The sequence below is a fragment of the Ignavibacteria bacterium genome, from assembly GCA_036262055.1.
In the GTDB taxonomy this organism is placed as follows: domain Bacteria; phylum Bacteroidota; class Ignavibacteria; order Tepidaquicellales; family Tepidaquicellaceae; genus DATAJP01.
In genome coordinates this window covers 941,057-963,512 of the sequence record DATAJP010000003.1, presented here as the reverse complement: position 1 = coordinate 963,512, position 22,456 = coordinate 941,057, and the positions used below count along the sequence as shown (strand labels likewise).

At 36.1% G+C, this 22,456-nt stretch carries 15 protein-coding genes; all 15 read left to right on the top strand.

Annotated features, from left to right (window positions below; genetic code table 11):
- Positions 1-12 precede the first annotated feature (12 nt).
- The 15 genes from rplL to murC all read left to right on the top strand — a co-directional run bounded on the left by rplL (position 13) and on the right by murC (position 22,456).
- Positions 13-393, top strand: a complete 381-nt coding sequence (gene rplL / locus VHP32_11250) for a 50S ribosomal protein L7/L12 (GenBank protein ID HEX2788467.1) — start codon at positions 13-15, stop codon at positions 391-393.
- Between the two features lie 151 nt (positions 394-544).
- The gene (rpoB, locus tag VHP32_11245) at positions 545-4,387 is read left to right on the top strand and encodes a DNA-directed RNA polymerase subunit beta (protein HEX2788466.1); all 3,843 of its coding nucleotides are present in this window, start codon (positions 545-547) and stop codon (positions 4,385-4,387) included.
- A 69-nt stretch (positions 4,388-4,456) separates the two neighbouring features.
- Positions 4,457-8,728, top strand: a complete 4,272-nt coding sequence (gene rpoC / locus VHP32_11240) for a DNA-directed RNA polymerase subunit beta' (protein ID HEX2788465.1) — start codon at positions 4,457-4,459, stop codon at positions 8,726-8,728.
- A 376-nt stretch (positions 8,729-9,104) separates the two neighbouring features.
- Positions 9,105-9,563, top strand: coding sequence for a division/cell wall cluster transcriptional repressor MraZ (mraZ, locus tag VHP32_11235; protein ID HEX2788464.1), 459 nt, complete (start codon positions 9,105-9,107; stop codon positions 9,561-9,563).
- Positions 9,564-9,576: 13 nt separating this feature from the next.
- Positions 9,577-10,515, top strand: coding sequence for a 16S rRNA (cytosine(1402)-N(4))-methyltransferase RsmH (gene rsmH / locus VHP32_11230; protein HEX2788463.1), 939 nt, complete (start codon positions 9,577-9,579; stop codon positions 10,513-10,515).
- Entirely contained in the window at positions 10,515-10,814 is a 300-nt protein-coding gene (locus VHP32_11225) for a cell division protein FtsL (GenBank protein HEX2788462.1), read from the top strand. The genes rsmH and VHP32_11225 overlap by 1 nt, the downstream gene beginning before the upstream one ends.
- Before the next feature lie 7 nt (positions 10,815-10,821).
- Positions 10,822-13,008 (top strand): penicillin-binding transpeptidase domain-containing protein, encoded by a 2,187-nt coding sequence (locus tag VHP32_11220; GenBank protein HEX2788461.1) that lies wholly within the window; start codon positions 10,822-10,824, stop codon positions 13,006-13,008.
- 19 nt (positions 13,009-13,027) lie between these two features.
- Entirely contained in the window at positions 13,028-14,491 is a 1,464-nt protein-coding gene (locus VHP32_11215) for a UDP-N-acetylmuramoyl-L-alanyl-D-glutamate--2,6-diaminopimelate ligase (GenBank protein ID HEX2788460.1), read from the top strand.
- Between the two features lie 6 nt (positions 14,492-14,497).
- Positions 14,498-15,889 (top strand): UDP-N-acetylmuramoyl-tripeptide--D-alanyl-D-alanine ligase, encoded by a 1,392-nt coding sequence (gene murF / locus VHP32_11210; protein HEX2788459.1) that lies wholly within the window; start codon positions 14,498-14,500, stop codon positions 15,887-15,889.
- Positions 15,890-16,999 (top strand): phospho-N-acetylmuramoyl-pentapeptide-transferase, encoded by a 1,110-nt coding sequence (gene mraY, locus VHP32_11205; GenBank protein HEX2788458.1) that lies wholly within the window; start codon positions 15,890-15,892, stop codon positions 16,997-16,999.
- A 7-nt stretch (positions 17,000-17,006) separates the two neighbouring features.
- Positions 17,007-18,389 (top strand): UDP-N-acetylmuramoyl-L-alanine--D-glutamate ligase, encoded by a 1,383-nt coding sequence (gene murD / locus VHP32_11200; protein ID HEX2788457.1) that lies wholly within the window; start codon positions 17,007-17,009, stop codon positions 18,387-18,389.
- A gap of 7 nt (positions 18,390-18,396) precedes the next feature.
- A complete protein-coding gene (locus VHP32_11195; protein HEX2788456.1) occupies positions 18,397-19,536 on the top strand; it encodes a putative peptidoglycan glycosyltransferase FtsW in 1,140 nt (379 codons plus the stop codon).
- Positions 19,533-20,618 (top strand): undecaprenyldiphospho-muramoylpentapeptide beta-N-acetylglucosaminyltransferase, encoded by a 1,086-nt coding sequence (gene murG / locus VHP32_11190; GenBank protein ID HEX2788455.1) that lies wholly within the window; start codon positions 19,533-19,535, stop codon positions 20,616-20,618. The genes VHP32_11195 and murG overlap by 4 nt, the downstream gene beginning before the upstream one ends.
- Positions 20,615-21,088 carry a hypothetical protein gene (locus tag VHP32_11185; protein ID HEX2788454.1) on the top strand — a complete coding sequence of 158 codons (474 nt, stop codon included), beginning with the start codon at positions 20,615-20,617 and terminating at the stop codon, positions 21,086-21,088. The genes murG and VHP32_11185 overlap by 4 nt, the downstream gene beginning before the upstream one ends.
- Positions 21,089-22,456: a UDP-N-acetylmuramate--L-alanine ligase gene (gene murC / locus VHP32_11180; protein ID HEX2788453.1), complete on the top strand. Its 1,368-nt coding sequence runs from the start codon at positions 21,089-21,091 to the stop codon at positions 22,454-22,456. It abuts the gene before it with no gap.

Genomic DNA, 22,456 nt, shown 5'->3' with positions numbered 1-22,456 from the left:
GGAAAAATAACAATGTCAGCAGTAGAAGAATTAGTAGACAAAATTTCAAACTTAACTTTGACCGAAGCAGCCGATTTAAAGAAAGCATTGGAAGATAAATTCGGTGTAACAGCAGCAGCTCCTGTAATGATGGGCGGAATGGCTCCTGCAGGCGGCGATGGCGGTGCTAAACAAGAAGAGCAAACTGAATTTACCGTTATGCTGGTAGATGCAGGTGCGCAAAAAATCAACGTAATTAAAGCAGTTAAAAATGCGACCGGATTAGGTCTGACGGAATCAAAAGCCCTTGTTGAAGGTGCTCCGAAACCGGTTAAAGAAAACATATCAAAAGAGGAAGCAAATAAATTAAAAGCTGAATTAGAAGCCGCAGGCGGTAAAGTAGAGTTAAAATAATTAGTAAACTCGAAGTAATAATTTAGTTTTTAATAATAAAACTTTCTTATCAAAAATATTGTATAATTCTAAAAACATTATAATCCCCTGTGAAATTTCGAAGGAAACTTTCATAGCGGGATTATTTGTTGTTTTTGGAGGAACCAACTAAATGCAAGAAAAAATAGCAGAACTGGGTTTAAAGCCAATAAACCCAAAAAACAAACGTTTAACATTTTCAAAATCTCAGTTTCAAAGTGTCCCTCCTGATTTACTTAATGTGCAGGTGCAGTCTTATAGAGACTTCCTTCAGGAAAATGTGCCTGTAACCAAAAGAAAATCTCAGGGATTACAGAAAGTTTTTGAAGACAATTTCCCAATCTCCGATTCAAGAGAAACAGCAATCCTTGAATTTATTGAATATTATGTGGAAAAACCACCTTACACTATATTAGAGTGTCAGGAGCAGGGCTTGACTTATGCCGTGCCAATTAAGGTGAAATTAAGATTATCAACAAAGCCGAATGCTGCGGCAAAAGATTATAACTATACAATAGAGCAGGATGTTTACTTAGGTAACCTGCCATACATGACCCAAAGAGGAAGCTTCATAATCAATGGCGCTGAGAGAGTAATCGTCAGCCAGCTTCACAGGTCTCCGGGTGTAGTATTCAGCGAATCAAAACACGCTAACGGAACGATGTTATACTCTGCAAGGGTAATCCCTTACAAAGGTTCATGGGTTGAATTTACTACGGACATCAATGATTTACTTTATGCATACGTTGACAGAAAAAAGAAATTCTATTTCTCAACTCTTCTTAAAGCACTCGGCATCAATGAGAAATCAAAAATGCTTGAGCTGTTTGGTTTGGTAGAAGATGCTGAGCTTACAAATAATAATTATCTGGATTATGTCGGAAGAATAACAGTCGAGAATGTTGTAGATAAAGATACAGGTGAGGATTCAGGAGTCGAAGCAGATACAGTATTGGATGAAGAAACATTGCTTACCTTGTTAAACTCAAAAATAAGGAAAGTAAAACTATTTAAAGCAGATGCTACTGATGGTGAGAAAGTAATTTTCAATACCATCATGTCAGACGACGATGAGAGTGATGAATATATAGAGAAGCCGATGATTGAGGCAATGGAGGGTAAAGGAAAACGCGGACAAGCGATTACCGATACCGAAGGTGAAAGCGCAAAGAGCTACATCGAAAAATTATTCTTCAATACGAAGAAATATGATTTAGGTGACGTCGGAAGATATAAAATAAATTATAAGCTTGGTCTCACAATAGACCCGCATATAACCATATTAACACTTGAAGATATAATTGAAATTATTTCATACATAAGAGACCTCGTTGACGGCAGAAAAGAAGTTGATGACATAGACCACTTAGGAAACAGAAGAGTAAGAACAGTGAACGAACAGCTTTCATCGCAGTTCGGTTTGGGTCTTTCAAGAATGGTGAGAACAATAAGAGAAAAGATGAGTATTCACGATGAGGAAAATCTTACTCCGTCAAGACTTATCAGCGCAAGACCTATAACAAGCGCGCTGTCTTCGTTCTTCGGAACAAGCCAGTTATCACAGTTCATGGACCAGACAAATCCGTTATCGGAAATGACGCACAAAAGAAGAATCAGTGCGTTAGGACCTGGCGGTCTTTCGAGAGAAAGAGCAGGATTTGAAGTTCGTGACGTTCACTATACACACTATGGAAGACTTTGTCCGATAGAAACACCGGAAGGTCCGAACATCGGTCTTATTTCTTCGTTGTGTATTCATTCAAGAATAAATGAACTCGGATTCATCGAAACTCCTTACAGAAAAGTTACTAATGGAAGAGTTACCGATGAGATAGAATATCTGTCAGCAGAAAAAGAAGATATGTATAAGATTGCTCAGGCAAACGAACCAATCGATGCCAAAGGCAATTTCATGAATGAAAGAGTGAAATCAAGATTTAAAGGTGACTTCCCGATGTTAAGTCCAGCGGAAGTTGATTACATCGACATCGCAACTAACCAGATTGTTAGTCCGGCGGCGGCATTGATTCCGTTCCTTGAACATGATGATGCAAACAGAGCGCTGATGGGAAGTAATATGCAGCGTCAGGCAGTTCCGCTTTTGAGACCTGAGTCTCCTTACGTCGGAACAGGATTCGAGGAAATCATTGCGCGTGATTCACGTTCGATGATAACTGCGGAAGCTGACGGTATAGTTGAATATGTATCAGGCGATAAAATCGTTGTTAAGTATAATGTAAAAGAAGATTCAGATGAAAGCTTGCTCTCATTTGATGACAAACAGACAGTTGAATATTTATTAACCAAGTTCTTAAGAACTAACCAGGATACTTCAATTAACCAAAAGCCTGTCGTAGTTGAAGGGCAGAGAGTTAAAAAAGGTGACATCCTTGCCGACGGTTCATCAACCGAAAAAGGTGAGCTTGCACTTGGAAGAAACGTTCTTGTTGCGTTCATGCCCTGGAGAGGATATAACTATGAAGATGCTATCGTTATCAGTGAGAGAATAGTTGCAAAGGATATTTTCACTTCGGTTCACATCGAAGAGTTCTCACTTGAAGTAAGAGATACCAAAAGAGGTGAAGAAGAATTAACAAAAGAAATTCCGAACGTAAGTGAGGAAGCAACAAAAGACCTTGATGAAAATGGTATCGTGAGAATCGGTGCTGAAGTAAAAGAAGGCGATATATTGATTGGTAAAGTAACTCCGAAAGGTGAAACCGAACCGACACCTGAAGAAAAACTATTGAGAGCAATATTCGGTGATAAAGCAGGCGACGTAAAAGATGCTTCGCTTAAAGCTACACCGGGATTAAAAGGTATTGTAATCAATAAAAAGCTCTTCTCCAGAAAAACCAGAGATACCGACCAGAAGAAAGAAGAAAAGAGAAGAATGGAGAAGTATGATTCGGACAGAAGAAAAGAAGTAAAAGAAATAACTCTTAAGTTCGCTGAGAAAGTCGGAATTTTGCTTGAAGGAAAAGAAAGCGCAGGAATAAGAGACAAGAAAGGTCACATTGTAGTTAAGAGCGGAACAACATTTAAGAGAGATACTTTTGTTAACCTCATTGAGAACAACGGATATGATTTTGAAGATTTCGATTATGACAACGAATGGACACCAAATAAAAGAGCAGGAGCATTGATTCCTGAGATGTATAAGAATTATAGATACAAAGTTAACGAAGTAGAAGAAAAATATAAAAGATTAAAAGTAAAACTTACGCTTGGCGATGAATTGCCAACAGGCGTAGTTAAGCTTGCAAAAGTTTACGTTGCTAAGAAAAGAAAATTATCTGTCGGTGACAAAATGGCAGGAAGACACGGAAACAAAGGTGTTGTTTCTAAAATTGTTCCTGTTGAAGATATGCCGTTTATGCCGGATGGAACTCCTGTGGACATAGTATTAAATCCGCTCGGTGTGCCTTCACGAATGAACCTCGGACAGCTCTATGAAACAGCTCTCGGATGGGTCGCAGATAATTTGGGAGTTAAGTTTGCTACTCCGATTTTTGACGGCGCAAGCGTAGAGGAAATAATCGGAAATCTTGGAAAAGCAGATTTACCGCAAAATTCAAGAACCGAATTATTCGATGGACGTTCAGGCGAGAAATTCGACCAGATGGTTACAGTCGGATACATCTATATGCTTAAGCTCTCACACCTTGTTGACGATAAGATTCACGCAAGGTCAATAGGACCATACTCATTGATTACTCAACAGCCGCTCGGAGGTAAAGCTCAGTTCGGTGGTCAGAGGTTCGGAGAGATGGAATGCTGGGCGCTTCAGGGCTATGGTGCATCGCATATATTGCAGGAAATGTTAACGGTTAAGAGTGACGATGTTACGGGAAGAAGTAAAGTATATGAAGCTATTATCAAAGGTGAAAACCTACCTGAACCGGGTATTCCGGAATCATTCAATGTGTTATTAAAAGAACTGCAAGGTCTGTGTCTTGACATTTCACTTGAATAATTTCGCGTAGTAACGGTCACAATCTCTTCATTATGATAAGAGATTAACTTTAAAAAAGAGGTTTAAAAAATGATATCAAAATCAGAAAAGAAAGTAAAAAGATTTAGCAAAATTTCGATAAACCTGTCTTCAACGGACAAGATAACCGAAAACTCTCACGGTGAAGTTACAAAACCTGAGACGATAAATTACAGAACTTTCAAGCCGGACAAAGACGGTTTGTTCTGTGAGAAAATTTTCGGACCTGTAAAAGACTGGGAATGTCACTGCGGAAAATATAAAGGTATAAGATATAAAGGTATTGTATGCGACAGATGCGGTGTTGAGATAAACCAAAAATCAGTCAGACGTGAAAGAATGGGACACATTGCATTGTGTGTTCCTGTTGTTCATATCTGGTATTTCAGGTCTTTGCCGTCAAAAATCGGTTATGTTCTTGGTATATCCAATAAAGACCTCGAAAAAATTATTTATTACGAAACATACGTTGTTATAAATCCGGGTAAAACCAATTTCAAGAAACGCCAGCTTATAACTGAAGAAGAATATCTTGACGCACTTGATAAAATGAGCGAAGAAGAGCATAATCTTGAAGATGATGACCCGAAGAAATTTATTGCTGACCAGGGCGGAAAAGCTGTTAAAGAATTGCTGAGAAGAGTTCATATAGAAGAAGATATTTTCAGATTAAGACAGGAATTGAAAGAAGACCCTTCAGCTTTGAAGAAAGCAGATAACATTAAAAGATTAAGAGTTCTCGAAGCTTTCAGGCAAAAAGAAGGCGCAAAGCCGAACAAACCCGAGTGGATGGTTCTTGATGTGATTCCGGTTATTCCGCCGGAGTTAAGACCGCTTGTGCCGTTGGAAGGCGGAAGATTCGCAACGTCTGATTTGAATGACTTATACAGAAGAGTAATAATAAGAAACAACAGATTAAAAAGATTAATCGATATCAAAGCTCCGGAAGTTATTTTAAGAAACGAAAAGAGAATGCTTCAGGAAGCTGTTGACGCTTTGCTTGATAACTCAAGAAGAGTAACGGCAGTTAAATCCGAGAACAGAGCTTTGAAATCTTTGTCAGATATACTTAAAGGAAAACAGGGAAGATTCAGACAAAATCTATTAGGAAAAAGAGTTGACTATTCCGGTCGTTCAGTTATAGTTGTCGGACCTGAATTGAAATTACATCAATGTGGTCTTCCTAAGGATATGGCTCTTGAATTATTCAAGCCATTTGTAATCAGAAGATTAATTGATAGAGATTATGTTAAGACAGTTAAGAGCGCTAAGAAATTAATCGATAAGAGGACACCTGAAGTTTGGGACATTCTCGAAAACGTTATCGATGGGCATCCGGTTATGCTTAACCGTGCTCCGACTTTGCACAGATTGAGTATCCAGGCATTCCAGCCGGTCTTAATCGAAGGTAAAGCGATTACATTGCATCCGCTTGTTTGTATTGCATTCAATGCGGACTTTGACGGTGACCAGATGGCAGTTCACGTTCCGTTATCTTATGATGCACAGCTTGAAGCATCTGTATTGATGCTTTCATCACATAATATTCTTTCGCCGCAGAACGGCGCGCCTATCATAATTCCTCACCAGGAGATGATTTTGGGTAACTATTACCTTACAAAAGAATTGAAAGGTGATTTAGGTGAAGGAAAAATATTCAGTTCTCCTGAAGAAGTAATTACTGCACATCAAAACAAGAGAGTCGGACTTCATGCAAGAATAAAAGTAAGAATCGACGGACAAATAATTGAAACAACCACAGGAAGAGTAATATTCAATCAAATCGTTCCTAAAGGAGTGCCGTTCATTAACGAACTTCTTAAGAAGAAAAAATTGATTGAGACAATCGGAAACATATATAAGACAGTAGGTAACTATGAAACAGCTTTGTTCCTTGACAGATTGAAAGACGTTGGTTATAAATATTCAACCGAAGGAGGTCTTTCCGTAAACATCGATGACATCGAAGTTCCTGATACGAAATGGAGAATTATTGAAGAAGCACAGAAGAGAGTAGCGCAGATTGAAAAATCGAAATCAAGAGGTTTGATTTCAGAGAACGAAAGATATAACAAAGTTATAGATATATGGACTCACGTAAGAGATGAAGTAAAGAGAGATTTGATGATAAACCTTACAAGGTCAAAGCAGGGATTCAACTCATTGCATATGATGATTGACTCAGGTGCAAGAGGTTCTGCAGACCAGGTTTCACAGCTTGCAGGAATGAGAGGTCTTATGCAAAAACCTCAGAAGTCGATGACCGGTCAAGCAGGTGAAATTATCGAAAATCCGATTCTTGCAAACTTCAAAGAAGGTCTTTCAATCCTTGAGTACTTTATTTCAACTCACGGCGCAAGAAAAGGTCTTGCTGATACTGCATTGAAAACTGCAGACGCAGGATACTTAACAAGAAGACTTGTCGACGTTGCGCAGGATGTTATTATCACTGACCATGACTGCGGAACAATCAGAGGTGTATTTACTGAGGCTCTCAAAGAAGGGGAAGACGTTAAAGAACCTCTTTATGAAAGAATACTTGGAAGAGTATCTGCAACGGATGTCATTGACCCTCTTACAAAGAAAGTTCTTGCAAAAGCGGGCGAAGAAATTACTGAAGAAATTGCACAGTTAGTTGCTGATTCACCAATCAGCGGTGTTGAGATTCGTTCGGTACTGACCTGCGAAGCTAAACGAGGTGTTTGCGCAAAATGTTACGGAAGAAATCTTGCAACAGGCAAGATGGTTGAAATGGGTGAAGCAGTCGGTATCATTGCGGCACAGTCAATCGGTGAGCCGGGAACTCAGCTTACACTGAGAACCTTCCACATCGGCGGTACTGCAAGCAAAATTGTTGCACAGTCTCAGGTAACATCGAAGTTCGAAGGTAAAGTTAAATTTGAAAATATTAAGCTTGTTGAATATAAAGGTGCTGTCGGTGATAATTTAGTAGCAATCAGCCGTAACGGTAAGATAAACATTATGGATGAAAACGGTTCTCAGCTTATTTCATACAAAGTTGAGTACGGTTCGAAGCTTATGATTAAGAACGGTGACAAAGTTGCAAAGAACGGAATACTTTATGAATGGGATCCGTACAACACTGTTATCGTTGCAGAGAATGACGGTATAGTTAAATATAAAAATCTTGAAGAAGGTCAGCAGTTCGAGCTTGTTCAGGATGAGCAGACAGGTCACTTCCAAAAGACCGTTATTGAAAGTAAGGATAAGAATAAATCTCCTGAAATTGAAATCGTTAACAAAGCAGGCAAAGTATTAAGCTCATACTTGATACCTGCGAAAGCAAACTTGCTTGTTGATGACGGAAACGAAGTGAAAGCAGGAACGACTCTTGTTAAGATTCCGAGAGAATCAGGAAAAACAAGAGACATCACAGGCGGTCTGCCGAGAGTAACTGAGTTATTCGAGGCAAGAAGTCCGAGTGACCCTGCAAGAATTGCTGAAATTGACGGTAAAGTTGAAATCGGAAAGCTTTCAAGAGGTAGCCGTGAAGTTAAAATTCATGCTCTTGATGGAAGCAGAGTTGTTGATTACAAAATTCCGATTGGAAAACATATACTTGTAAGAAACGGTGATATTGTAAAATCAGGTGAGTCATTAACCTCAGGTTCTTCAGACCCTGTTGATATCTTGAAAATCAAGGGTGTTGCTGAAGTTCAGGAATATCTTGTGAACGAAATTCAGGAAGTTTACAGAATTCAGGGTGTAAAAATTAACGATAAGCATATCGAAGTTATTGTAAAACAGATGCTGCAAAAAGTTAAAGTTACAGACCCTGGTGATACAAGATTCCTCGAAGGTGATGTTATTCATAAGAATGTTTTTGCAGAAGGCAACGAAAAGCTGAAAGGCAAAGTTGTTGTTAACAGCGAAGACGAAGGAAAGAAATACAAGCTCGGAGACATAGTTGACAAGAAAGAAATGCGCGAGCACAATTCGGCTCTTAAGAAAAAAGACAAGAAGCCGGTTGAAACAAGAGACGCAATTCCTGCGACTGCAGATGCAATCTTGTTGGGCATAACGCAGACTTCGCTTTCAACTGAGAGCTTTATCTCTGCCGCATCGTTCCAGGAAACTACAAGAGTTCTTACCGATGCATCTATAAGAGGTAAAGTCGATAACTTGCTTGGCTTAAAAGAAAACGTTGTAATAGGTCAATTGATACCTGCAGGAACAGGTCTGAGAAAATACAGAACCTTGCTTGTATCTAAAAAAGGCGATTACAAAATGGACACTAACGGTATAGATGAAAAACCTGAAGTAGAGGAAGCTGAAGTAGTCGAGACTGCAACCGAAGCATAAGAAATAAATTGAAATATTAGTAACATAACAAAAGGGGCGAAAAGCCCCTTTTGTGCTTTTATAAAGTATACACTCTTGTGTCATCCTGAACGAAGTGAAGGATCCCATTCTTAAAAGAAAGGGGATTCTTCGCTAACGCTCAGAATGACACGTTAATAAAATTTTCACTCCCTTTCTTATTTATGGTAGTTTTCAAAAATCCCCCACCAAAAAACTAAGTCGCAAATCATTAAAAAATCAAAATTTATTGTTTGACATTTAATTTATTTTAGGTATTTTTGTATAGTAAGTGGGGAATTGTGGTGTAAAGTGGGGGATAATTCCTGCAAAAACACGCCGCATTTCAAGAATGCAAAGAATAACTCAAAGTAATTAAATGTTTCAAGGTCACGCAATATGTAATTTAGACAATAAATCACGGGTGATTTTACCTGCGAAGTTTCGCAAGAATATTTCACCTGAAGCTGACAATAAGCTCGTGATTACTCGCGGTCTTGACTCATGCATTTATGTTTATCCGCAGGATGAATGGAATAAACTTCTTGGCGCAATAAAAAATTTCAATACGTTCAACACAACAGAAAGAGATTTCCAGAGACGTTTTTTAATGTATGTTACTGAGTGTGAGCTTGATTCTCAAGGAAGGATTTTGCTCTCACCTCAATTAATCGAATACGCAAATATCAAAAAAGAAGTTATCATTCTGGGACTGCTTGACAAGATGGAAATCTGGGATCCTGCAACGAAGAAGAAATACGACGAAGGACAGACACTTACTTTTGAAGAAGTTGCAAGCAAAGTAGCGGAAAAAGTCGTTAACACTAACGGTGCATAATGAACAAGAATAAATGAGTGATGAAAGCTATCACGTTCCCGTTCTTTTAAGAGAAACCGTTGATTTGCTTCTGAACCCTGAAATCAGCAAGCATATTATAGTTGACGGAACACTCGGCGGAGGCGGATACACGGAGGAAATCTGCAGAAAGATTTCAGATGATAGCAGAGTAATCGGGATTGACAAAGATGTAAATGCGTTAGAGTTCTCCTCAAAGCGGCTAAAAAAATTCGGAGACAAAGTGGTTCTTAAGAAAGGAAATTTCGCAGAAGTGAAATCAATCTTACAAGGATTAGGAATCAGTTCCATAACCGGAATCGTGCTCGATTTGGGGCTTTCGTCGTTTCAGCTCGAAAGCGAGGAGGGGTTTAGCTTTATGAAAGATACCCGTCTTGATATGCGAGCTGATAAAGACTTAGAGCTTACAGCTGCGAATGTGCTTAATAAATATTCTGAAGATGAGCTCAATTCGATTTTCGTGAACTATGGAGAAATAGGGAATTCAGGTAGATTGGTTGATGCTATCATAAAACAGCGTTCGAAAGAAAAATTTGAATACACAAATCAGTTAATAAAGCTTATTGAAAGCGAATACATCATCGATAAGAAAAACAAGATTAAATTTCTGGCAAAGATATTCCAGTCGTTGAGAATAGAAGTGAACGGCGAGCTGAATGATTTGAAAAAAGTACTGACCGATTCAACGGAGCTTCTTGAAAAAGGCGGAAGAATAGCGATTGTTTCGTATCACTCGCTTGAAGACAGAATCGTGAAAGATTTTTTTAAGGAAAATTCTTACACGGAAAAAGTGTCTAAATATAAACTGGGTATAGAAGTGAAAACTCCTTTGCTCAAGCTTGTTAACAAAAAAGTCGTTGTCCCGACTTACGAAGAAGTAAAAAGTAATTCACGGGCAAGAAGTGCAAAGCTTCGCGTAGCTGAAAAAAATTGATGGAAGAAACAGGAAAAAAGAAAGTTTCAATTTTATATGTTTTAATTTCATTCATACTTCTTGCGGTTGTGATGCTTATTTATATTAACAATATAATTTACGTCAACCGTGTTTCGGCAGAATCTATGAAGCTGCGTGAAGACATCGACAAAGTAAAAAATACAAATGATTTTCTTCGCACTGAAATCGAGAAACTGACTTCATTTGAGAGAATAAACACTCTTGCAAAAGAAAAGTTTAATATGAGGTATTCCGACAGCGCAATTATCCGTGACGAAGTAATTAAAATTTCAAATTAGAATTTAGATGCATTTTCTTTCTAAAAATATTACAAAACCCGTAAACTTCAAAAGAGGCGTTAACATAATTCTTGTTGCGTTATTCTTTTTGTTCGGCATTGTTGGGTATCGTCTTGCAAATTTGCAGATTATTGATTCGTCAAAATATAAACTTGCGGCGAAAAAGCAATATGAATCAAAAGTTATTTTGTATCCTTCGCGCGGACTGATATTTGACAGAAACATGAACCTTCTTGTTTCGAATTCATACCAGGTTTCAATTGCCGCTGACCCTAACATGATTGAGAATGCTGACAGCGTTGCGAATATACTATCGAAGAAATTAAATAAGGACAAAAACGAATTCTTCACAAAGCTGAAAACTCCTAATACATCTTTTGTTTATATTGAAAAAAACATCCCGCCTGATAAAATAAACGGATTGGATTCACTTGATATAACAGGGTTGATTGTTTTAAAAGAACCTGTGCGTGTTTATAACTATGGTTCGCTTGCCTCGCAAATGCTCGGCTTTACGAACAACACAAATCAGGGAATGATGGGTATTGAACAAGGTTTAAATAAGGAGCTCGCCGGTAAAGAAGGTTATATGTTAATGAAAAAGGACGGCAAAGGAAATAAGCGTCCTGATAATCAATACGAAGGAAAAGAGCCTGTAAAAGGAAATAACCTTGTTCTTACGATTGATATTAACATTCAAAAAATTCTGGAAGAAGAATTGGCGAGTGCTGTAATTCAGAATAACGGACACAAAGGAAAAGGTGTTGTGATGTCAGTAAAAACAGGAGAGGTGCTCGGTCTTTGTTCTTATCCTACTTTCGATCCGAATAACATTCAGTCGCATGATACTGTTGGAATGAAAAATTCTGTTGTTGCTGATGTATTTGAGCCCGGTTCAACGTTTAAATTGATTACCGCAGCAGCATCACTTGAAGAAAAAATTGAAACCCCCTTATCGATTATTGCTACCGAAGGCGGAGTCTATCATTCAAGTACTATTAATATGACTGACCATACAAGTGCAGCTTCGATGACATTCCAGCAGGCGCTTGAACAGTCCAGTAATATCGGAATGATAAAAATTTCAAAAAAAATCGGAGAGGAAAGATTTTATAAATATGCAAGGGACTTTGGCTTTGGAATTTATACCGGCATTGATGTTCCGGGAGAAAATAAAGGGATGCTAAAACGTCCGATAGATTTTTCAGGCGGAACTTTAGAATACATGTCAATAGGTTATCAGGTGCTTGTGAATACACTGCAATTAACGACTGCATATGCATCAGTTGCAAATAGCGGTTTGATGATGAGACCTTACATAATTAAAAAAGAAGTAGGAGATAACGGAACGGTTTTGTTTGAAAATAAACCGACAAGCATCAGACAAGTTATATCCGAAAAAACTGCGAAGACTTTATCATTTCTTTTAACAGGTGTTATTGAAAGAGGTACAGGTAAAGATGCCGCGCTCGATGGCATTAAAGTCGCAGGAAAAACGGGAACGTCTCAAAGATTGGTAGATGGAAAGTATTCAAGTAATTCTCACACCGCTTCTTTCATCGGATATTTTCCTGCAGAAAATCCTTCGATTATAATTGCGATAGTTCTCGATGACCCGAAATCAGGCGAATATTATGGAGGAAAGGTCTCTGCTCCCGTATTCCAAAAAATCGCAACAAGAATTTTAGCTTACAAAGGGGTGAGCGAACTTCAATATATGGAGCCGAATTTTCAGTCCAACGATATGTATTATGCATCTACAGAAACACAACAACAGCAGAATGCGCCGAAGTTCACAGTGCCGAATCTGATTAATTTGCGTGTTGAAGATGCAAAAGAAATTTTAAAAGAGAAAAAACTTGATTTTGAAATAATCGGTCAGATTCCAAAAGGTAAAGAAAAAGATTTCATAATTGTTGAGACACAAACTCCAGGACCAAATGAGATAATTACTTTAACAGAAAATACAAAGATTAAACTTTCAGTAAAATTCACTAAAGAAAAATTAAATAATCTTGTTTTTGTTCCTGATGTAACAAACATAAGTTTGCGTAAAGCGCTTAATCTTCTTGTGGCCAATGGATTCAAAGTGGAAGTGCAGGGAAGCGGCGGAGTAATTGACCAGATGCCGAAGGCAGGAACCGAGCAATTGCCGGGAAGCAAAATAATTTTATTCTGTAAAAATGAAATGTGATAGAAAGATTTTTTAATAGATGAAATTTTCCGAATTGATAAAAAATATTTCAAGCGTGAAAACACAATGCGAAAATGATTTTGAGGTTGAGGGGCTTGCTTATGACTCTCGAAACGTAAAAAATAATTTTGTGTTTTTTGCCATTAAAGGCTTTAAAATGGACGGAAATAAGTTTATAGACATGGCTATCCAAAAAGGTGCAAAGGCAGTGGTTTCGTCTGAGAAAGTAAATATGAAAAATTTTGTAATAACAGAAAACGTAAGACAGGCAATGGCAGAAATGAGCTGTGCTTTTTATGATAATCCTTCACAGAAACTTAATCTCATTGGAGTTACAGGCACAAACGGAAAAACCACAACGACATATTTACTCAAAAAAATTTTTGAGACATCAGGATATAAAACGGGATTAATGGGAACGATTGATTATTTATTTGGAGATAAAAAAGTTGATTCAAAATTGACTACTCCCGAGTCAATCGAAATAAATTATATGCTCAATGAAATGGTGAAAGCAAATATAACGCATTGCGTCATGGAAGTTTCATCGGTTGCGCTTGAATTAAAACGAGTTCATGGATTAAAATTTAAAGCAGGAATATTTACTAATCTTACAAGCGAGCATTTGGATTTTCATAAAACCATGCCTAATTATTATAATGCAAAGAAAATTTTGTTTGATGAATTGCCCGCAGAAAGCATTGCAATATCAAATAAAGATGATTCGTATGGTGAAAATATTTTGGGTGATTGCAAGGCACAAAAATATTTTTATAGCATTGAAAATCCATCTGAGTTTAAAGCTGAAAACATAAGCATTGACACAACCGGTATGGAATTTAATGTAAATATAAATAATTCGAAATATTATTTCGAAACAAGCATGACCGGAAAGTTTAATGTATATAACTGCCTTGCTGCAATATCAACTTCAGTGCCTATGGGGATAAAAGTTGAGAAAATTCAGAAAGCACTGAAAGATATTGAACCTGTTAACGGAAGATTTAACATCATTAAGCTGCCAAACAATGCAAGCGCAATAATTGATTATTCGCATACATCAGATTCCTTGAAAAATGCTATCGAGGCAGCAATTGAAATAATATCTGACCGCGGCAGAAGCGGCAGAGTAATTACGATTTTTGGGTGCGGAGGAAACCGCGACACAACAAAACGTCCGGTGATGGGAAACATTGCAACGGAGCTTTCGGATTATGTAATCATTACTTCTGATAATCCGAGATTGGAAAATCCTGACGCAATTATAAAAGAGATCGTCGCGGGCATTCATGAAAAAAATAATTTTGAAACTATTGCTAACCGCGAAGAAGCTATTAAAAGAGGGATGGAAATTTCTCAAACCGGCGATTTGATTTTAATCTGCGGAAAGGGACATGAAACTTATCAGGAAATTAACGGCGTAAAAAATCACTTTGATGATAGAGAGATGGTAGAAAAATATTCAAATCTTGCAAAGAACTGAAAATTATTGAAACCTAATTTTACCATAAAAGATTTTTTAAGCGTTAAAGGTTCAAAATATAATGGTGTTAATCTCGGGAGAAAAAAATTTACAGGTGTTGCGATTGATTCAAGAATTGTCTCCAAAGATGAGGTTTTCATTGCCATTAAAGGTGAAAATACAGACGGGCATTTATATCTGACTGATGTTTTTAAACGAGGCTGTAAGTTAGTAGTTGTTAGTTCCAAGTCATATACTGTACTAAGAGAAAAATTTAAAAATAAAAATTTTATAATCGTAAAAGACACAACGAAATATCTCGGACAGCTTGCACAAAATCATTTAAAAAATAATCGTGTGCCGGTTTTGTGTGTTGCAGGAAGCAACGGCAAGACTACCACAAAGGATTTAATTTCTGAAGTGCTTTCAAAAAGATATAGTATATTGAAAACTGAGGGGAATTTAAATAATCATATCGGTTTGCCTTTAACGCTATTGCGGTTGAATAAATCGCATAATTTTTGCGTGCTTGAAATTGGAAGTAATTATTTCGGCGAGCTTAAGTATTTATGTGAAATATGCAAACCTGATTTCGGCTTGGTAACAAACATCGGCAAAGAACATCTTGAGTTTTTTATAAACCTTAAAGGTGTTGCTAAAGCCGAGTTTGAGCTTTATGATTACCTGAAAAAAAATAACGGAATGTGTTTTTTAAATCTTGACGATAAATTTGTTTCTTCATACAGTAAAAAAGTAAAAAAAGAAAATAAATTTACTTATTCGTTTAAGTATAACGCAGATGTTAAAGGAAAATTTATCGAGTTCAATAAAAAGTTTCAACCGGTTATAAGTGTGAGATATAAAAACAAAGAGTTTACGACCTCGGTTAACACATTCGGCTTGCATTCGATATTTAACGGCTTGGCAGCAGTTTCAACAGGATTATATTTTGATATTAAAATCAGTGACATAAAAAGTGCTTTACAGAATTTTAATGCTTCTTCATCAAAAAGAATGGAAGTTGAGATGCATAAGGGTGTAATGATTGTAAACGATGCATATAACAGCAACCCTGATTCAGTAAAACTTGGACTCGAGACTATAAAAAAATTTAAAACCAAAGGTAAAAAATATATTGTGCTTGGAGATATGCTTGAACTTGGAAAATCAAGCAAAAAAGAACATTCAGATGTAGGCAAATTAGCATCTGAAATGAAATTTGAAAATTTATATACATATGGTCCTGAGTCTTATAATACGCACAAGTCTGCAAAGAGCGTGAAAAATAATTTTTACTTTACTGACAAACAAATTCTTGGAGATTTGTTGAAGCATGATTTGAAAAAAGACGATATAGTTTATGTAAAAGGTTCTCGAGGAATGAAGATGGAAGATGTCATAAAAATAATAACAAGCTGAATGTTATACTATCTGGCAGAATACCTAAACAGACTTTATAATCCTCCGGGATTTGATGCATTTCAGTTTATCACATTCAGAGCTGCGATTTCTGCCATTACAGCTTTGCTAATTGCTTTTATTGTTGGTCCGTGGATATTAAAAAAATTGAAGCTTAAACAAATCGGTGAAGCAAAAAAAGAAGACGGTCCTAAGTTTCACTGGTCAAAGGCAGGAACACCGACAATGGGCGGAATTATCATCTGGGTTTCCGTTTTAGTTCCTGTTTTACTTTGGGGTGATTTGAAAAATATTTATGTTCAGTTGATTTTATTTGTAACCATATCAATGGCGCTTGTCGGGTTTCTTGATGATTATCTGAAAGTTGTTAAAAAATATAAAAAAGGTCTTATAGAAAAATATAAATTAATGTTTCAATTTTTGATTGGGTTCATAGTTGCCATGGTTATTTATTGGGCTCCCGAGTTTCAGGGAATAAATACTATAACAACGATTCCATTTTTGAAACAAATCGAATTTGATTTTTCATTTTTTTATATACCCATCATAATTTTTATAATTATGGGAACATCCAATGCAGTAAATTTTACCGATGGCTTGGACGGTCTTGCGACAGGAACGGTTGCAATTGTTGTGTTCACTTTAGGAATTATTGCTTATGTATCCGGGAATGTGGAAACTGCAAAATATCTGAATGTAATTTATCTGAAAGGAAACGGTGAGCTTGTAATTTACTGCGCAGCATTTTTCGGCGCAGCGCTTGGTTTTTTGTGGTATAATTCTTATCCTGCGCAGGTGTTTATGGGTGATACCGGTTCGCTTGCTTTGGGAGCGGTTGTAGCAACGTTGAGTATTTTAGTCAAGAAAGAATTTTTATTACCCTTGCTCGGCGGAATATTTTTCGCCGAAGCTTTGTCGGTTATCATTCAAAGATATTATTTCAAGCTGACAAGAATTAAATATGGAGAAGGAAAAAGAATTTTCAAAATGGCTCCTTTGCATCATCATTATGAAATGATGGGAATTCCTGAACCAAAAATTGTTATGAGGTTTTATATTATTGCAATCATTCTTGCGATAATGACATTAGCAACATTTAAAGTTAGATAAGAATTTAATGAACGATAATTTTTTAAATAATTCATTTGCAATTTTAGGAGCAGGCAGAAGCGGTTTTGCTCTTGCAAAATATTTATCTGATAAAGGTGCAAAAGTATTTCTGAGCGATGAAAATTCTGAAAGCAAATTAAAATATATAGACGTTAATGTGCTTAACAAAATGAAAATTGGTTACGAGTTCGGGGGCCATTCACATAAAGTATATGGTTATGATGTAATTGTGAAGAGCCCCGGAATTCCTATGGAAGCTGAAGTTATTCTGAATTCAATTAAAAATAAGAAAAAAGTTTACGGTGAAGTTGAAGTTGCATACAGATTTTGTCCGTGCCCCGTTATAGCAATTACTGGTACAAACGGGAAAACCACAACAACGATTTTAACAGGTGAAATTTTTAAAAATGCAGGATTTGATGTTAAAGTCTGCGGAAATGTCGGCTTAGCGTTTTCCGAAGTGTTAAATGATTTAACTGAAAAATCAATTGTAATTCTTGAAGCGAGCAGTTATCAGCTTGAAAGCACTGAGAAATTCAAACCTGCTGTTTCGGTTTTTTTGAATTTTACCGAAGATCATCTAAGCTGGCATAAGACAATGGAAAATTATTTCAGGTCAAAAATGAAAATCGCAATGAATCAGGATGAAAATGATTTATTTATTTTTAATTATGACGACGAGTACATAAGGAATAATTTTAATGATTGCAATGTGATAGCTGATAAAGCAGCGTTCACACTATCGGATGAATTAATGGATGAATTTCTGACATCGGGATGTTATTTGAAAAATAATATGATTTATTATTTTGATAATCAAAAAAATGAATTGGATAAAATTATTAATTCAACCGAAGTGTTCATAAAAGGCAGGCATAATATTGCTAATGCGATGGCTTCAATCATTACAGCAAAAAGATTTAATATTTCGAATGAGGTAATAAATAAAACTTTAAAAACTTTTAAAGGTGTTGAGCATAGAATTGAATTTGTGAAAGAAATTAACGGAGTCAAGTATTACAATGATTCAAAGGCAACAAATATTGATTCTGCTCTTGTAGGGATTCAAAGTTTTGATAAAAATATTATTCTCATAATGGGCGGACAGGATATGGAGGTTGATTTTGCACCACTTGAGCAACTTATGTCGCAAAAAGTTAAGCAAATAATTGCAATAGGCGAATCAAAAAATCAAATTTCTGAATTTTTTAATGATAAAGTAAACACAATAAAAGCTGATTCTCTCGAAGTTGCTGTTGATATAGCAAATAAAAAATCTTTAAAAGGTGATGTTGTTCTTTTTTCTCCTGCGTTTAAAAGTTTTGATATGTTCGAAAATTTCGAACACAGAGGAAACGAATTTAAAAAATTTGTAAATAGTTTAAAGTAAGCTTAAAGTGAGATTAAAAGATTATAAAATAGACGTCTGGATTTTACTTGCGGTATTGTTTCTGCTGATTTTCAGTCTTGGTGCGGTTTACAGCTCAAGCTCAACTTTTTCTATGGACAAATTCAACGACCCGGATTATATGTTTAAACAACACCTGATTAAAGTTGCGATTTCGATTTTCTGCATCTTCCTATTTGCTAGATTTAACTATAAAGCATACATGGATTGGGGAAAATATTTAATCTGGATTTCGATTGGAATGCTTGCGTTTATTTTTGTCGGCGGTGTGAGCGAAATAAAAGGCGCGAGCAGATGGATAAGCTTAGGACCGTTGAGTTTTCAACCATCGGACGTTGCGAAATTCACTTTGATAATTTATGTCTCAACTTTGCTGGTAAGAAAAAAAGATTATGTGCAGATGCTATATAGAGGATACTTGCCGATTTTGTTTTACATTTTACTTGTAACAATTTTGGTAGCGCTTCAACCCAACTTTTCGACTGCATCATTAATTTTTATAACCAGCATCTTGATATTGCTTAATTCGCCTGTGAAGCTGAAACATATTTTTTATACAATTACTGCCTTGATTCCATTTGCTGTTATATTTGTCTTATCGAAGTCATACATAATGGGACGTCTTTCATCGCATGCCGAGTATACTTCAGGGGGTAATTCTAATTACCAGCTTCAACAAGCGATGATTGGTTTTGGTAATGGAGGAATATTTGGTATTGGTCCGGGCAACTCGCTTCAAAAAGAATATTTTCTGCCTGAAGCACACGGTGATTTTATTTTTTCAGTTGTCGGTGAGGAATATGGCTTTATAGGAACGTTCATTGTAGTTGCTCTTTTCGCAGTGATAATGATTCGCGGTTATAAAATCGCAAAAGATATGACGGAAGATTTTGGAAGATATGTTGCATTCGGAATAACAACAATAATTTCTCTTTATGCAATTGTGAATATGTGTGTATCGACAGGTTTAATTCCAACAACAGGGGTTCCAATGCCATTCATTAGTTACGGCGGAACTGCGATGATAATTAACTCGATAGCAATAGGAGTTCTGCTAAATATTTCATCTTTCAGAAATGAACCTGCAGATACGGAATGGACTCCGTTTCTTGAGGAATCGATAAGATGAAAATTATAATTTCTGGCGGAGGCACCGGAGGTCATATTTATCCGGCGATTGCAATTGCCGATGCGTTGAAAAAAAATTATGAAGAAGTTGAAATTCTTTTTATAGGAGCAAAAGGCAGATTGGAAGAGAGATTAGTTCCAGAATATAATTATAATTTCAAAATAATTGACATTGCGGGCTTTGACCGAAAGCGTTTACATAAAAATTTAGGGCTTCCGGTAAAACTTTTGCGCTCCGTTACAAATAGCATGAAGATTATAAAAGGATTTAATGCAGATATAGTTATTGGAACAGGCGGATTTGTTTGTTTCCCTGTTGTGTATGCCGCGCAGAGATTAAAAATGCCGAACGTAATTCAGGAAGGAAATTCTTTTGCAGGAAAAACCGTGAAGATGCTTTCAAAAAGAGCTGATAAGGTTATAGTGAATTTTGATGATACAAGAAAATATTTAAAAAGGAATGATAACGTTATCAGAATTTCTCATCCGATAAGAAGCTCCATGCATAGAATAGATAAAGTAGAAGCTAAAGCAAAACTTGGCTTAGATAATAACAAAACAATTTTCATTTTTGGCGGAAGCCAGGGTGCAGCAGGAATAAATGATGCAATTGCAGAAATCGCAAAAAAATTGGCTGAAAAAAATATAAATATCATCTGGCAGACAGGAAAAGCTCAATATGAAAATTTAAAAAATAAATTTGAAAAATTTTCTTATAGAATTAAAATTTTTGAATTTATAAATGATATGCAAACTGCTTATTCCGCGGCTGATTTGGTAATCTGCAGAGCGGGAATTGGCAGCATAATGGAGCTTGCATCAATGAAACAACCTGCGATTTTAGTTCCATACCCCTTTGCAACAGAAAATCATCAGGAATTTAATGCAAGAAGTTTGGAAAAAGAAAATGCCGCAATTGTAATTTTACAAAAAAATTTATACGGAGATTTGTTCAATAAGATAAATGAAGTTTTATTTGATGAGACCAGGTTAGCAAAATTAAGTGATAACATTTTTAAATTTGCAGATCCTGAAGCTGCAGATAAGATTGCAAAAATAGTAATTGAAACAGCAAAAAAATGAAAGACAGAAAATATAAATTCAAGTTGGATTTTTATTATACTTCACTTATTATTTATCTGTTCTTTCTTATAGGTTACGCAATAATTAGAGGAACTTTTACCGACGGAAGTTTTTATGTCGTTCTGAACGACCCGATAATATTCATAGTTCTGGTTTTCATTGCGCTGTTTTTTATACTTTTAATTTCCAATTATGTGCGGTCACGCGAGTTGATATTTCAAGATGACAAATTTATTGTGAGAAACAGGTTTGGTGAAAGGTCGATTTTATACAGCGACATTTTACAGGTAAAATTTTCGAGAGAAAAAAGAAGATACAGCGAGGAAAAAAGTCCTCATAGAATTGTAAAGCTTAAATTAAAAAGCAGAAAAAGATGGTTGAGAATGAGATTAGCGGATTATAGCAACAATAAAGAATTAGTAAATGAATTTAAGAATATTCAAAAAAATATTTCACAACAATCGGCATAATTGAATAACGGATTATCAAATATTAAAAAAGTTTATTTCATCGGAATTGGCGGAATCGGTATGAGCGGCATAGCTGAATATCTTGCTGTTCAGGGAATTGAAGTTTCAGGCAGTGATGCAGCATCATCCGAAATAACCGACAGATTAAAAACTTTTGGAATAAAAATTTTTGATGAACATAAAGCGGAAAATATTTCAAGTGATTTGGATTTAATTATTTATACAGCAGCCGTGAAAGAAGATAACCCTGAATTGAAAAAAGCAAAAGAGCTTGGAATCAAATTTATAAAACGTGCTGAGATGCTCGGAATGATTGTAAATGCAAAGAAACTTATTGCAGTAAGCGGAGCGCATGGAAAGACGACTACTTCTTCGATGATTTCAAAAGTTTTTATCGACGCTAATACTGACCCGCTTATTTTTGTGGGAGGTAATCTTGATTTCTTAAACGGAAGCTCAAGCAGATTGGGAAAAGGTGAATATGCAATTGTTGAAGCTGACGAATACGACAGAAGTTTCTTAACGCTGCATCCTGACATTGCTGTAATTAATAACGTAGAATTTGACCATTCGGATGTTTATAAAGATTTGAATGATATAATGGATAGCTTTAAAAAATTTATTTCGAACCTGAAGCCTGATGGAGTTATAGTTGCTTACAGCGGAGATGAAAATATAAAAAACTTATTAATTGGCTTAGGAAATGTAAAACGGTTTGGTTTTAATGAACATGATGATTTTTACATCAGCGATTTGAGAAATGAAAACGGAGTTCAATATTTTAAAATAAACGGTAAAGAGCTGAAGTTGTCTGTTCCGGGAAAACATAATGTAATTAACGCGACTGCCGCTTATGCTTGCGGTTTTATGTGCGGAATTAAAGATGATATTATAGCAAAGGCATTGTATGCTTTCGGTGGAGTTAAAAGACGTCTTGAATTAAAATACAAAAATGCAATAAAAGTGTATGATGATTATGCGCATCATCCTACGGAAGTGCGCGCAAGTTTTGATGCAATAAGACGGAATACAGACGGCAGAGTAATAACGGTTTTTCAGCCGCATTTATATTCCCGGACAAAGGATTTTTATAAAGAATTTGCAAAAGAGCTTAAAGATAATGATGTTGTATTTCTCGCAAAGCTTTATCCCGCAAGAGAAAAAGCAATTGAAGGTATATCGAGCGAGTTAATATTAAACGAGCTCAAAAATCTGAACAAAAAAGATTCATATTATTTTGAAAATGATACTGAATTGCTAAATGGAATTAAAAAAGAAATTAAAAATTCCGATACATTGATTTTTCAGGGTGCGGGTTCAATCACAAATTTGTGTGATAAATTTATTAAAGAGTACATAAACAACTGA

What these genes read in the sequence shown, in the direction of transcription:
- rpoB (HEX2788466.1), top strand. Translation starts at nt 545, where the DNA reads ATGCAAGAAAAAATAGCAGAACTGGGTTTAAAGCCAATAAACCCAAAA.
- rpoC (HEX2788465.1), top strand. Translation starts at nt 4,457, where the DNA reads ATGATATCAAAATCAGAAAAGAAAGTAAAAAGATTTAGCAAAATTTCG.
- mraZ (HEX2788464.1), top strand. Translation starts at nt 9,105, where the DNA reads ATGTTTCAAGGTCACGCAATATGTAATTTAGACAATAAATCACGGGTG.
- VHP32_11215 (HEX2788460.1), top strand. Translation starts at nt 13,028, where the DNA reads ATGAAATTTTCCGAATTGATAAAAAATATTTCAAGCGTGAAAACACAA.
- murG (HEX2788455.1), top strand. Translation starts at nt 19,533, where the DNA reads ATGAAAATTATAATTTCTGGCGGAGGCACCGGAGGTCATATTTATCCG.
- rplL (HEX2788467.1), top strand. Translation starts at nt 13, where the DNA reads ATGTCAGCAGTAGAAGAATTAGTAGACAAAATTTCAAACTTAACTTTG.
- murD (HEX2788457.1), top strand. Translation starts at nt 17,007, where the DNA reads ATGAACGATAATTTTTTAAATAATTCATTTGCAATTTTAGGAGCAGGC.
- VHP32_11225 (HEX2788462.1), top strand. Translation starts at nt 10,515, where the DNA reads ATGGAAGAAACAGGAAAAAAGAAAGTTTCAATTTTATATGTTTTAATT.
- rsmH (HEX2788463.1), top strand. Translation starts at nt 9,577, where the DNA reads ATGAGTGATGAAAGCTATCACGTTCCCGTTCTTTTAAGAGAAACCGTT.
- mraY (HEX2788458.1), top strand. Translation starts at nt 15,890, where the DNA reads ATGTTATACTATCTGGCAGAATACCTAAACAGACTTTATAATCCTCCG.
- VHP32_11220 (HEX2788461.1), top strand. Translation starts at nt 10,822, where the DNA reads ATGCATTTTCTTTCTAAAAATATTACAAAACCCGTAAACTTCAAAAGA.
- VHP32_11185 (HEX2788454.1), top strand. Translation starts at nt 20,615, where the DNA reads ATGAAAGACAGAAAATATAAATTCAAGTTGGATTTTTATTATACTTCA.